The following is a 14,456-nucleotide window of genomic DNA, read 5'->3' as shown; positions in this document are numbered from 1 at the left end:
AGAAAAATAGCATTTTTCTTATCTGCGTGTAAGCAAAAACGTACGATTCTGTATAACAATTAACTTAATAATTAAAAAAAACTGTCTAACAATGGTTAGCTACTTAAATTGTTGTTTTAAAGCATTGCAATCTCGTAAAAATATTTTTTATGCAAAAACTGTACACAATATTATCGGTTCTCTTTATGGAATTTGATGAACGATATTTTGTTAGATAATTGCTTCAAGAAATGATAAAAATAAAAAAGCCCTGTAGTCTCTCCCAAAACTACAAGGCTTAGCGGCTGTAAATTTCCTCTTTTATCACTTACTTCACTGTAAGCCCGCTGTCATCACGACATTATTATTATTCTTTTTGCGATTTACCTAACTTTCCATGCTAGGTTCTTTGTGTGTTCATAATCTCAAAAACCAGCAAATTGCTCTAGCGACAATATCTCGAATCCTTGTAAGCTTTTTCTTACAAAAATGTGAATTTTGAAGAATAAGTTTACAATCCTTGAAAATTGATCTTTTGTACTAAACCACTGCGACGAACTGTGCGTACTGTAAGGGCTTGTAACAGCGCATTTGGATCTGCCAGCAACGTGACCACTTTTTTAGCACGTGTAACTGCTGTATAAATCAGTTCCTGACTAAGCAGTTTTTTCGCATTTGCATCTAACACAATTGCGGTATGTGTAAACTCAGAGCCTTGAGACTTGTGAATAGTCAATGCAAAAGCTGTTTGCATATTACGTGGCAAACGATGCGCTGCAATCCATTTATTTAAACTAGGGAAAAATACTTCAAATTGCTGTGCTTGAGTCCGATGTTTAAAACAAATCCCGATATCACCATTTGAGATCCCGAGCTGATAATCATTATAAGTCATCATTACAGGACGACCGACATACCATTCTGCAACAGCGATTTGTTTAAGCTGTTGATTCAACCATCGCTCAGCATAGCGATTGAGTTGTTCAATACCTAATGCGCCGTGTTTCACTGCCGCCAAAATTCGATAATCATCAAACACACGTATCACGTCTTGAATGTATTGTTCTGGTTGATCTGCATGTAAATAAGATTTTAATATTTCAGCATAATCATTGAATCCATACATTAATTTCTGCTGATATTGTTCAATCTCTATATCCAATTGCTCAGGTAGATATTCCAACTGAATCGCATCAGGCATTTCTTTACTCAAGCTCATTTCTTGCAAAGGAGCAGGCTTTACAATCTCATGCTCAAGCTGAGTTAAGACCGATTCAGATGAAGCTTGTTGTGCTTGAATAAAGCGCGCCAATTGACCAATTTTTGCTTTATCTGAAAAGCGGCGACTATTTTGCAGTTGAACACGATTCTCTGCCAAACCCTCGACTTGTTGTAAGTCGGCTAAAACAGACCCAACATCGACGGACGCCAACTGATTAGCATCCCCCAACAATATGATTCGACAAGAATCAGGTACAGCTTCAAACAATGCAGTGGCGAGATTTAAGTCCAACATCGACGCTTCATCGACAACAATCACATCATAAGGTAAGGGCTGCTTCACGTTAAAGCGAGGGATTTGTCGATTCCCCATTCCCAATAAACGATGCAAGGTCTGCGTGCTTTGATTGCGTAACTCATCTGTGACTAAACCAGAAGCAATTAATTTTGGATCGTTAAATGAATTTTGTAGTGCTTCTTGCATTCGCTGCGCGGCTTTTCCTGTAGGTGCAGCCATAGCAATTCGGATATCAGGAATCATTTGGTTGAGTGCCGCAATGATACGTGCCAAGGTATAAGTCTTACCTGTACCTGGTCCACCCGTGATGATACTGACCCATTGTTGCAATACCATTTTCAGAGCAGCTTGTTGAAACTCATCTTCAAGCAATGATTCATATTCAGAAATATCGATTACTGGTGTCATTTGTCGCTTTAATCGGCAAATCTGCTGTGCGAGGCGTTGTTCTAACTGCCAATATCGGTATAATGCCAAGCCCTGCTGATCGTAGACACATGGGGCAACTTGAGTGGCTGCTTTTTCGCTTGGAATTGCTAAATCACCCAAGGCTTCCAGTTGAACTAAATCAACTTGAATACAACTATCGCCATTTAAACTGGCTTCAATCAGTTGTTGTAACACATGTGCAGCGCTATCTGCTTGAGCAGATTGAGAAAATGGAGCTTGTGTGAGATAACGACTCCACATATTTATCCAAGTCATTTGTTCTGACTGATCACTGATTAGCTTGTCCACAGAGTTATCCTCAAACTTACCCACACGCTTGTCCACAAGGTTATAAACAAGCTTATCCACAAGATAAGATTTTGTTTAATTTAAATTTAGCCATTTTATCTACACACCTTTTCCTTGTTTATCCTCAGAGAAATATCCCAATATTGCGTCTAAACGCAAGACAAACTCATCCTCAGGTTTCCAATAAAAATAGCCTTGATCTGCTTGTCCATTCATACCACGCAAATATAAATAAGACGCACCACCCAAGTGCTGCTCGATACGATAATTTTGTAATTTCACGCTTAAATAACGGTGCAATGCCACCAAATATAAAGCGGCTTGAAGCCAATAACTGGATAAAGACATGCTTTCAGCAATTTGTGTAGATTGATAATCTGCTTGATTCTCACCCAAATAATTACTCTTATAATCAGCAATATGATATCGCTGTCCATCAAAGAAAACTAAGTCAATCGAACCATTCAAATAACGTGCTGATTTCGCATCAATAAACTCAGGCATTTGAATGTCATATTCTTCAAATAACTGTTGTACGCGCTGCATCGCTAACACACGATCAGATAACGCTAAGTAAAACGGACACTCTGATAAATACTGTCCTACCACTAATTGTTGTAATTGAAAACCTTGGTTGAGTGGTGTTTGCAGTACATCTGCTAACCACAACGCAATCCACTGATATAACTGCTGTTCAGCATTCTCTTGCTCAGGAAAATGTTGCTGATATTGTTCTAATAATGCGACCCATAAACCTTGATAAGTATTTTTAAAACGGCGGCGAATTTCCTCGATCCATGTTTCAGGATGCTGAAAGTCAATCTGCTCAAAAATCTCATGCAGGAAATTTCCAGCCAATGTTCCTTTTGGAAAATAGTATTTGATCCAAGCAATCGGTTGTGATACCGCAACACTTTCAACAGTTAAGAGATTGATTTCATCTTCAGCCTGATCAAACTGTTGATCCGCATTTGCTAAACGATCAAGGCGATTGGCTTTATGTTTAAGATGCTGCGCCAAGTAACTAAAACTGGTTTTTCCACGCGCGTAAAAACGTTGTGTAGGTAAAGGCTCTGCGGCTAATAATCGCTCTGGCTGAGTTTCTTGTGTCCGTAAAGAAGCTGGGCGTTCCAACAACAAATGATCTTCAACACTATATGGATGCTGAAAAATATCTCCGTGGTTTTTCCAAAATGCCAAACCTGATAATTTATTTTTATCGCCTTTTTCAGGTTCAAATATCGCATAAACACGGTGACTTGCACGCGTTAATGCCACATACCATAATCGATTTTGCTCAGCCTGTGCACGTTGCTGATGCTGATCGAGTTCAGTTTGTTGCAAAAAGTTTTTATCTGCGATTGCCACTACACGTTGGGTTCGAGTCTGTCCTGTCTCAGGCACTTGAATTTCAGTGGTGGAGAAATTTAAGGTCTTCTGCATTTCAGAAAATGCTTTATTCGCCCCAAGTAAAAATACAATTTTAAATTCTAGACCTTTGGATTGATGAATGGTCATCAACTGCACACCCGCTTCACTGGATAGCTTGTGTTCCAACTCCCATTCTCGGTCACTTGGAGAATGGAGTTGTTTTAAATACCAATGATAGAGGTTGTGGATACCTTGTACATGCTCACTGTGCTGACTCAAAATATCAGTGAGATGACGTAAGTTGACCACTGCACGTTCATTATCTTTACTTTGCGTTGCGACCAATTGCTGCCAAATTTCAAATTGATTTAAACAACGTTGCCATGCCACCAAGAATCCCTGATTAAGCCACATTTCACGGATGTCATCGAACTGCTGAATATAATGACTCAGCCCTTCTGCACTTTGCTCAAGTGCGACTAGTTGTGACAGATCAAAACCAAATAAACGGCTGAGTAAAGCACGCTTCAACTTCGCTTCATCATAAGGATGCAACAATGCGGTGAGTAATGCCCCTACATCTTGTGCAATCTTTGAATCAAATACGCTGCGTTTTGATGGTCGATTGACACGAATGCCTAATCGCTCTAAAGCATATTGAACTTCATCTAGCTGACGATGGCTACGTGAAAGTACCGCAATGTCATCTTCACTGATAACTTGGTGATTTTCTCCATCTAGATATAACTGTTGCAAATGGGCTTGATTGAGTAAACTTTGAATTTTCCAAGCCACTTGGGTTGCTTGTTCATTGCCATCTTGTAGTTGTAACCAACGTAATGGCGCAGGGTTGAGTTGCCCATTTTCAATCAATGCTGGATGCGGACGTGAACCCGCTTGAATTGGGTCATAAAGTACCTGTTCACCAAAATCCATTTGCCGTTGAAATAACACATCCACAACTTCAACCAACTCTTTGACTGAGCGATGGTTATGAATCAGCTTATATTCACGCCCAGACTTCGACATAATGTCTTGATAAGCATTTAAAAAGGTCAGCATATCACCACCACGGAAACCATAAATTGCCTGCTTACGGTCGCCCACCATGATCATGCAGCCTTTTTGGTAACGTTGTGGATGTCGCCAAATGGTCGCTAACATATCATCTTGATCTTGGTTGGTATCTTGAAACTCATCCACCAAAATCAAGGGATAACGTGCATGTACAAATACCGCAAAACGTTGACCTTGATCACCTTTTAATGCGTCTGACAAGGTTTTGATTTGTTGGGCAAAAGTGGTTTCACCTTTTTGCTGCAAGACTTGTGGTAAACGTTTTTTGACTTCAATACATAAATACGCTTTTAGATACACCTGAAGTTGTTCAAATTGTTGTTGTGTTTCTTTTAAAGAATGGCAAAGTTTTTGAATGTGTAGAATCGTAGGGTGCTGATAAAAACCGTCCGCCACTTCAGCAGGACATTTTTTAAAAATCTTCTGACCATCGAGCTTGTCTAGGAATTTAAAAGCAGCATCACGCGCCCCAGCAAAATAAGCATCAAAAACCTGCACATTTTCAGTTTCTAACAAAGCTTTTAAGAGTTGAGGTAAAGACTCACAAAAGAGCTTATTGAAGGCGTTGTTACGAAAAGAAGTACCATTAATATGAGAATAATATGCACCATCTAAATTAAAATATTCAGCCAAAGCACTGAGGTCTATTTGCTGTGCTTGTTGTTGCCACTGTTGTAATTGAGCAAGCTCAATTACAGGCATGTCAGGTAATTTAAATTGTGCAGAGCTAAAATTTAAAGCGCTCTCAACCATCCCGAAAAAATGATCCACACTTTTAAGCGCACCCACACTATAAAGCGCATCAATGACGTGTTGGGGTTGTGATTGAATCCATTCTCGTAATACATCATGGATCAATTGACGTGTATAAGCTTTCGCATCTTCAGTGATTTGAGCACGTTCGATCTTGCCACTTTCAAAGGCAAACTCACGCAATAACTTTTGGCTAAAGCTATCCAGTGTTCCCACGAATAGCTCATCTAACTGGTCGATCACTAGTTTTAAACGTTCACAGGCATAGGCAATACGTGGAGCAAAAGTTTTAAGTAAATGCTGCTTCAATGGATCAGATTCTTGCGCTGCACGTATGTAAATATCACTTTCCAACACCGTTCGCATTGGTTCTAAATATTGTTGTACTTCAATCAATCGAGCACGGATACGGCTCTTTAACTCCGCGGCAGCAGCGCGGGTAAAGGTCGTCGCAATCACTTGATTAGGCAAATATTTTTCTAAGAAAATGCGAACCATCAAACTCGACAAAGTATACGTTTTACCCGTTCCAGCCGATGCTTCAATTAGATGCAAACCTTCAAATTGAATATCACAGATGGGTTGATAAGACACAGGAAATTTTGAACTCATGCCTTACTCCACGCGTAAAAATTCAAAAATGGGTTGATACAGCGCATAACTATAATGATCACAAGCGTATTGCAATAATGCGCTCGCATCTTGTTCTTGTAGAATAAATTGCCAATCTCGATGCAGTTTACAGGCTTCATTTTGTGTCATATCAAAACCTGAAAAATCACCGGTATCATTCCAATCTTTCAAGACTTGCTTTTGGCTGTCTTCGACTAAAACCTGCTGGCTATCCTGTTCAACCCAATCATAGTGTTTGCCTTTTTCCAGCGGCTTAAGCAGTAAAGCTGCTGGCAACACCACTGGTTGTTGTTGCCCAGTTTGCCAAAGTTGTAACCATGCTTGTAAATACTGCTGCGCTTGCTGAGCACTTAAACCTTCGCAAATCACAGTCTGATCGCTAAACACTACGATACGGCGCTTCGAGGCTGCTGAATCATGATTCAATATCGCCAACCACAGTAAATATTCCAACCACACTTTGGCAAAGCGTTTAGCACGAGCACTCGATGCATCTAAACTGACCCAGTCTTGCGTCATTTGTTTCGGAGTCACACAACTCATTTGCAGTTGTTTAGAAACACGCCAAACTCGCTGCGTTGTTTCAGTCGGTGCAACTGCATATTGCTGCAATCGCTCCAACAAACGCTGTTGCTCTAGACAACTTTGTTGCCAAGCACTTTGCTGCACTTTCCCTACAGGCAACTGATCTTGCAAAACTGCTGGCGTCGCTTGATTATCCTGTTGCTGTAAAAAATGGCGAATTGCATATTTACCTAAACCATCTAATAGCAAAGGCTCGTTTTGATCAACCAAGTCAGTGACACTTAGATTCTCTACCCCTAATGTTTTTAGATATAGTCTTGCTGGAAAGGTGATATCTTGAATCCATTGCTGGCTGTCCAAGACCACCATTTCATTCAGCTCAATTGGATAAGTACTATTGACCCAAGCTTGGCGCTCACCTTTGACTTGCTGAATTTGTGATGCCACTTTAAACCAATGATCTTGAAAACGCGTATAACTTTGCTCTGCTAAAAAACCGAGTGGATCAAAAGGTTGCAAGCGATGCAGATGATAAAGTGGGTAGAGCTGTGGTGGAATCTGGAGTTTCTCATAGTCTTCCCCAAAAGAATTAAAGGAAGTCTCTTCCTCTGGGAGAGATTTAGAGAGAGGGGCTTTCACAACCAATGCCAAGTGATCACGGAAACCTTGCAAAATACTTGAAGGTTCTCGGACCTCACCGTCATTAATATCAAAGCCATTATAGAACAACCATAATTGCTCTTGCGCCAATAGCACCGCATCCAGAAAAGCCCCTTGATCATCTTCTAAACGAGAACGATCACCCAGTTGTTGGCGTAGTGCATCCATCAAATCAAATGGAATATGGCTATCGCGATTTGGAAATTTACCTGTATCTAAATTTAACAACACAATTAAGCGATAAGGAATCGGGCGGATCTGTCCAATTTGGCTAAACGTGATTTGTCCTGTGGGTTCCACTTGCGCAGATTGACTCTCTAAAGTGCGTTGGATTTCCTCGAGGATATAAGGCAACGGTAAAGATATTTGGCGAAGCTGTGTTTCAGCATCATCGTAATAGCTTGCCAAAGTCAGCATACGTTCTTGTTTTTGAATAATCTCACGAACGGTTTTTAATGCCACAATGTCAGCTTGCTCAAATTCTTGTATATCTTCTTTAAGTCGTTTTAACCATATTTCTACAGGTAAACGCTGTCCCTGTTCATGCACCACCAACCAATCTCGGCGCGCAGACAGATCCTGATAAATCTGAATCAGAATACCAATCAATTCAAAATCACTGGGCTGCACCAACGCATAACTCAAGGTTTGCTGCACCATCACATGTGCAGGTACAGCAATACCTAATGCCAAACGATCTAGAGCAAACTTAAAGCTATAGCGGTAATCCCTATCCTCAGCACTAAGTGTTTGTTTGAGATGTGCTTCATCTAAACCACGTTTAAAGCCTGCATCATTGAGTAAATCTAAAACCCGCTGGGTTTGTGTGTAATCCAAACCATAGCGTTGTTGGGTCGCAGCAAGATTGAGCCAATCGGCAAAATCATCTTGTGTAAAACGACCTTGCGTCAGCTGCAACCGGCCCACTACTGCACGCCAAGCATTTAAAGCATCCAGTTGCGCCACGCCTGCAATTTTGACGGGTAAAAATACATCGTGTTCATTTGGAACCGCAGAAAATACACTGCGAATCAGAGGTTCTAATTCCGCCAAATTTGGCGTTAAAATCAAGACATCACTCGGACGGCGTGGTACTGCATCTGTTTGTGATAACCAGTGAATTAATTGCTCTTTGAGGACTTCCAGCTGCCTTAAACTGGAGTGACACACATGAATTTGAACCGAATGATCTTCAGCAGCCAATTCATATTGTTCGGCTTTAGGCTCGGCTAAATAAAAAATATCAGACTGAATTCTTCCGAGTAAGGTTTCAGGAAAATGATCAATAAAAGCATCGACCCACCTCCCTTCTTCTCCTGTAGCCAGTTGTGACAACAAGGAGAAATGATCTCGTGCTTGTTTACCCAAATGCGTCAAAAGCGGATGTCGCGATTCACGATTTAACGCATTAAAACCTAAACTAAAACTGTCAAAAAATGCTGAGATTTCAGCGTCAGTGGCTTTTGGATTTTTGCCAATAAAACGTTCTTTCACCCCCAAGTCATAACGCTGCTTCCACAACGGATCGACACTATCTGCCCAATATTCCTGAGAGGGGTTATAGTGCAAAATCAACACGTCTAGATATTGTCCCAAACGGCGTAAAAACTGTAATTGACTCGGCGGTAAATCCAATAAAGTAAACACAATCACTTGTGTCGGTAATTGTGCTAATGCTTGTACACGAGTCTGTTCATTATCTAAAATTTGCCAAAAATCAGCATCAATGCTTTGCATTTCTACAAAGTCATCATGAAAATGGTTTTGCCATAGCCAACGCTGCCATGCTTCTAATTGTTGCGTTTGTTGTAAGCTAAATGCTGAGATCTGCTGATCCGTTTTTGAGATCAAATTTTCGATATCGAGTGCTTTATTTTGCCCCCAAGTCGAAAGCCAATTGGTCGAGCACGTACAAGCATCACCACAGCCTCTTTGGCAATGTCCCCTGTAGATCATATAGTTATTAAATAAATGCGAAACTTGCTCAGCGACCCAATACAACATGCTTTGTTTTTTGAGTTGCTTTTCAGTGCGTTGTTGCAACTGGTCCGCACTATCATAAATTCGTTGCACAATCGAATAGAGAGGATGTTCAGGCTCAAGAGTGATCTGTTCAGCCTGAATAAAGGGTTGCAAAGCTTGATGAATACGCCATTTTAAAATCAGACGTGGAATATTGGCTTTACGTACTTTTTCCTTATTATCAAGGACCTGTTGATAGGCAAACCATTGAAATCCGCGAATACGATGATGAAACTGATAGTTTGCCGTCATTCCCTGCTGTTCAGCAATCTTCTGGGTCAGCCACTGTTCTTGAGCAGGACTTGGCACAATAAAATGCTGCGTATGAAATACTTGCAATGGAGAGTGACTTGGTTGGGTGATTGCTGTCATCACGCCTTTTAATAACACCTCAAGGCTTTGACTTTGAATAACATGAATACCCATGCTTAACTGAACCCCATTGATCAAAAACACCCTATTTATGCACAAATTCGTACACAATCATCACTATACAAGCTTGTAGAACTATGTCACGTTAGGCAACATGAAATATAAATTTATTTTAAATACGATTGAATAATGGATTGCTTACTCGTTATATATACACTTCAAAATCCAATATTCAAGGGACAAACTTAGGTATTACTTTATGAAAATTGAAAAAGCGCCTGACTTTATTGACCCAAATTTAAATTTGGAACAAATTCGCCAAGAATGCTTAGAACGTACCAAAAAAACTGCTTATTACTCAGCAGGAGCAGCGATTGTTCCGATTCCTTTCTTTGATGTGGTGGTCGATCTCAGTATGCTCACTCACATTATTCCAGAGATTAATGCCCGTTTTGGTCTTGCACCCGAACACATCAGTGTATATGACCCTGAAACTAAAAAAATTCATTGGAATGAACTTCGTAAGCGTGGATTTGAGTTTTCAGGCTTATTGGTCGCGCGTACTGCTATGAAAAAATCCTTTAACGGCTTTTTTGCAAAAATCGCAACCAAGCAAGTCACCAAATTTATTCCTTTAGGCGGGCAAATCGTTGCTGCAAGTTTAGGTTATTTTATGATGAAAAAAATTACCGAATTACACATCCAAGACTGTTATAACCTTGCGAAAAGAATCCAACAGAAAAGTCTTGCACCGAACTAACTTTGCATCGACCTAATAAAAATATTCATCAAGGCCGTCCTTTGAAACAATAGATTCAAAGGACGGCAATCACATACACAAAAACTACAGAAACGTTAATATTCACTTAATTTTTTAAGTTTAGATCAAGATTGTATTTTTATTCTCCATCCCACGATGACAAATAAATGATGGAGAGTCGTTGTGCAACACGGACAAACAACGTCAAAAATACGTGCCATTTTTAATGTCACAAGTGGGAACTTTCTCGAACAATATGATTTCTTTCTATTTGGGCTGTACGCAAAAGCCATAGGAGAAACCTTTTTCCACGCTGATAGCAGCTATGCCGCACTGATGAAAACTTTTTTGATCTTTGCGGTGAGTTTTTTAATGCGTCCAATTGGTGCTTTGGTCCTTGGTCCTTACGTTGATCGCATCGGAAGACGCAAAGGCTTAATGGTTACCTTAAGCATTATGGCAGCTGGTTCATTATTGATTGCACTGACGCCTGGTTATGCCAGCATTGGGTTTGCAGCCACCGTTCTTATTTTCATCGGTCGACTCGCTCAAGGATTTTCAGCAGGCGTAGAACTTGGCGGTGTTTCAGTATATTTATCAGAAATCGCAGCGCCTCATAATCGTGGTTTTATTACCAGTTGGCAATCCGCTAGCCAACAAGTCGCTGTCATTTTTGCCGCCACGTTGGGCTATATTGTCAGTCTCATTTTCACCAAGGCACAAGTCGATGCGTGGGCGTGGCGCATTCCGTTCTTCGTCGGTTGTGCAATTATTCCTTTCATTTTTTGGTTACGAAAATCATTGCAAGAGACTGAAGCATTTAGTGCTCGCAAAGAACATCCAACCACACAGCAAATCATGCGCACACTAGCTTCGAACTGGAAAATTGTGTTGCTTGGAATGTGTATGGTTGCCACCACCACCACCATGTTTTATTTCATTACTGTTTACACACCGACCTATGGTAAAGAAGTCCTCAATCTCAGCAGCACTGAAAGTTTAATTGCAACCGTCATGGTTGGCGCAAGCAACTTCTTGCTCCTCCCTATTGGCGGTCATCTTTCTGATAAATTTGGTCGAAAACCATTACTGATTATCACCTCGTTACTGATTTTTCTGAGTGCCTATCCTTTACTGAACTGGTTAGCCCATGACATCAGTTTAGCTCATATGCTGCTCGCATTGCTGTGGTTATCACTACTTTATAGTTTTTATAATGGTGCACTAGTGGTTTCTCTCACTGAAATCATGCCAAGCTCAGTTCGAATCGCAGGTTTCTCGGTTGCTTATAGTTTAGCAACCTCGGTATTTGGTGGGCTAACACCAATGATTGCGACCTATCTGGTACAAAGTTCTGGTAGCAAAAGTATGCCAGCCTTTTGGTTGATGCTTGCTGCAATCATTAGCTTCATTGCCACCTTAATTATTTTCCGCCAACAGCAAATGATTCGTGGCAACGTCTCAACCCATCAACATTCAATTGATCAACACGCTGCTCTTATCTCTGATAAATAAAAGCGTATGCACCTTTTACAGCTGAACGCTTAATCGACGTTCAGCTGTTTTAATATCGCTTTCAAGACCTCAATTCTTGCAGTGTATTTATCATCTGTAGCAATCACATGCCAAGGTGCATTTGCAGTATCCGTTCGTTCAAACATATCTGCGGCGGCTTCTAAATATTGATCCCATTTATCTCGGTTACGCCAATCTTCTTCCGTAATTTTAAAGCGCTTATGCAAGGTCTGTTCGCGTTCTTTAAAACGACGCGCTTGCTCATCCTTACTGATTGCTAACCAGATTTTGACAATCACCGTCTGACAATCCGTTAGATTCTGTTCAAACCGATTGATTTCATCATAGGCACGTTGCCACGCCACTGTGGATGCAAAACCTTCAATTCGCTCCACCAAGACACGCCCATACCAAGTTCGGTCAAAAATGGTGATTTTTCCACTATCATTCAATCTATTCCAAAACCGCCATAAATATGGACGACGTAATTCATAACGCTCTGGTGCTGCAATGGTATGAATTTCATATTCGCGTGGATCAAGTTTTTTGACGATACGTTTGATAGCCCCGCCCTTACCTGCAGCATCCATGCCTTCAAAGGCAATAATGACATTTCGCTTATCACAACGCATCGCCTCAGCGACTTTACGGGTGAGTTCATTTAACTGATCTTTATATTGCTCTTTTTCCAATATGTTCTGATCTGGTACTAATAATTCTTTAGGAATACTGGCCTGTTGCCATGTCTGCTCGACTTGTGTTGGATGCTCTGGTAAAGCCTGTAAGGTTTGTAATATATATTGAGCAAAGCATTGATCACGGCGCTTTTCATCCTCACCATCGATGATGAACCAATCATCCGTAAATCTCTGACTGTAACTTTGCAAAGTATCGTATTGTTTTTTATTACGCCAATCTAATCCATGCAATTTATGCCAATGCTGTTCAGATGGATCAACCTGATCTAGACGCTTTTGTAAGGATTTCCATGAGAGATCAAACCAAACTTTGATCACATGGACATGATTTTGTCGCAAATCATTTTCAAAATCACGCATCTTCTGAACATATTGATCAAAGGCACTGTCTTTGAATGCTTTGGGATCCTGCATCGCGGTTGCAAGTAAATCGCTATACCAATTGCCAAACATCACCACAATTTGTCCTTCTGCGGGGATGAATCGAGTATAAGACTGCCAAAATGCCTGATCGCTTGATAAGCGCTGAGGAGCATCCGCTTTTACTCGCAAATAACGAGGGTCCAGCCATTCTCGTAATTGTTTAACGGCTTCACCTTTTCCGGCCAACTCAATCCCACTGACCAAGACCAAAACACTTTTTGCATTTTTCTGGTCCCGACTCTCTCTTAAAGCATACTGTGCTTCGATCAAATCTAAAGACAGCTCATCTTCATCTCGCAATTCAAATACAGGGGTTTGCGCATTCATTTTTCACCCTAAGTGCATGATTTAATAACATCGAGTATAGTCATAACTGCTTTGGTGTTTAGAAACACAAATGTACAATTTCTGTAGATATTGTCAGTGTATAGCCACAGTGACCAATTGTTAAACATTTAACGTTTATGCTGTCATAGTTCTTGGGTATGATGCAGCCTATGATTTCATGGTTTTATTTTCATAGAGTTCAAATATGTCAAAACTCGCTGCATTTGATGATCTTTTATTAAAATATCAAAATTTAAATTACCACCAAGATCCAGCGATTGCACAACGTCTGCATGAAGTTCAAGCATGGATGAAGACTCGTATCGCGGCTACACACCAAGCGTTTTTTGCCCTACCTGAGAATCAACTGATGGCTCAGTATTTTTTAAATCGTTTATATGGCGGGCCTGATTTTGATGCCATGGCTCAGCAAATCGAACGTCTCTTGAAATATGCGCATAAAGCAGAAAGCCTGCTCCCTGAAAATGCAATCAAAACAGGAACCAAATCGGTCAGTCTTGCAGTCCTCGCAACACAATTGGATGAACAAGTCGCGATTCAGCTCTTACAAGATTACCCTTTGGACACACCGCTCACAGATGAAATCATGCGTCAGACCTTAATCAAATTGGACCAAGGTGAAGCTCGATATGAACAATTACAGTTACTGGATGAGCTAGGCCTAACATTAGACAAATATATGCGCTCAACCATGATGTATGCTGCGTTTAAAATGTGTAAAGGGATCGCCAATAAATATCAATTTGAACGCATGTATGCCTTTATTCAAGAAGGTTTTGCAGCGATGAAACCGATGAAGTCAGCAGCCAGCTTTATCCAAACCTTTACAGAAAAAGAACGTGAAATTATTGATAAAGTCCATGCTGGACATCCAAACCCGTTCCAAGCTTAAAGTGATGCATTGCTCCCTCTCAATGTAGAGGGAGATTTATCACTCGCCAATTCAATTTAAAAAAACTTTTGGGAAAATGAGTTTCTGTATATTATTCATAACAATTACGCAGCAAAGCCTGTAAAAAAATACAAAATCTGTCATTATGCATGCTGATTCGTGCCGCTAGAA

General features: G+C 40.5%; 7 protein-coding genes. 3 read left to right on the top strand and 4 right to left on the bottom strand.

The features are described from left to right. Nucleotides 1–490: 490 nt before the first annotated feature. The 3 genes from recD to HMPREF0023_RS12820 form a co-directional block, all read right to left on the bottom strand. A complete protein-coding gene (recD, locus tag HMPREF0023_RS12830) occupies nt 491–2,236 on the bottom strand; it encodes an exodeoxyribonuclease V subunit alpha (RefSeq protein ID WP_373868175.1) in 1,746 nt (581 codons plus the stop codon). A 99-nt stretch (nt 2,237–2,335) separates the two neighbouring features. Continuing rightward, nucleotides 2,336–6,049 carry a UvrD-helicase domain-containing protein gene (locus HMPREF0023_RS12825; protein ID WP_005088041.1) on the bottom strand — a complete coding sequence of 1,238 codons (3,714 nt, stop codon included), beginning with the start codon at nt 6,047–6,049 and terminating at the stop codon, nt 2,336–2,338. Between the two features lie 3 nt (nt 6,050–6,052). After that, a complete protein-coding gene (locus tag HMPREF0023_RS12820; protein ID WP_008942296.1) occupies nt 6,053–9,703 on the bottom strand; it encodes an exodeoxyribonuclease V subunit gamma in 3,651 nt (1,216 codons plus the stop codon). A 205-nt stretch (nt 9,704–9,908) separates the two neighbouring features. Here HMPREF0023_RS12820 and HMPREF0023_RS12815 point away from each other — a divergent pair, with 205 nt between their 5' ends. Together HMPREF0023_RS12815 and HMPREF0023_RS12810 are read left to right on the top strand one after the other, a co-directional pair. Continuing rightward, the gene (locus tag HMPREF0023_RS12815; protein ID WP_004637719.1) at nt 9,909–10,409 is read left to right on the top strand and encodes a hypothetical protein; all 501 of its coding nucleotides are present in this window, start codon (nt 9,909–9,911) and stop codon (nt 10,407–10,409) included. A gap of 183 nt (nt 10,410–10,592) precedes the next feature. Then, a complete protein-coding gene (locus HMPREF0023_RS12810) occupies nt 10,593–11,924 on the top strand; it encodes an MFS transporter (protein ID WP_008942295.1) in 1,332 nt (443 codons plus the stop codon). A 29-nt stretch (nt 11,925–11,953) separates the two neighbouring features. Here the strand turns inward: HMPREF0023_RS12810 and HMPREF0023_RS12805 are convergent, their stop codons facing one another. Beyond that, nucleotides 11,954–13,372 (bottom strand): polyphosphate--AMP phosphotransferase, encoded by a 1,419-nt coding sequence (locus HMPREF0023_RS12805; RefSeq protein ID WP_008942294.1) that lies wholly within the window; start codon nt 13,370–13,372, stop codon nt 11,954–11,956. Nucleotides 13,373–13,577: 205 nt separating this feature from the next. On the opposite strand from HMPREF0023_RS12805, the gene HMPREF0023_RS12800 reads away from it, so the two are divergent. Then, the gene (locus tag HMPREF0023_RS12800; protein ID WP_005083809.1) at nt 13,578–14,285 is read left to right on the top strand and encodes an FFLEELY motif protein; all 708 of its coding nucleotides are present in this window, start codon (nt 13,578–13,580) and stop codon (nt 14,283–14,285) included. Nucleotides 14,286–14,456: the final 171 nt, after the last annotated feature.

This window comes from Acinetobacter sp. ATCC 27244 (assembly GCF_000156555.1).
Lineage (GTDB): Bacteria > Pseudomonadota > Gammaproteobacteria > Pseudomonadales > Moraxellaceae > Acinetobacter > Acinetobacter haemolyticus.
The sequence above is the reverse complement of the archived record's forward strand: the minus strand, read 5'-3'. Positions and strand labels throughout refer to the sequence as shown.

Coding starts and splice junctions, on each gene's coding strand:
- HMPREF0023_RS12825 (WP_005088041.1), bottom strand. CDS start 6,049: ATGAGTTCAAAATTTCCTGTGTCTTATCAACCCATCTGTGATATTCAA.
- HMPREF0023_RS12820 (WP_008942296.1), bottom strand. CDS start 9,703: ATGGGTATTCATGTTATTCAAAGTCAAAGCCTTGAGGTGTTATTAAAA.
- HMPREF0023_RS12815 (WP_004637719.1), top strand. CDS start 9,909: ATGAAAATTGAAAAAGCGCCTGACTTTATTGACCCAAATTTAAATTTG.
- HMPREF0023_RS12805 (WP_008942294.1), bottom strand. CDS start 13,372: ATGAATGCGCAAACCCCTGTATTTGAATTGCGAGATGAAGATGAGCTG.
- HMPREF0023_RS12800 (WP_005083809.1), top strand. CDS start 13,578: ATGTCAAAACTCGCTGCATTTGATGATCTTTTATTAAAATATCAAAAT.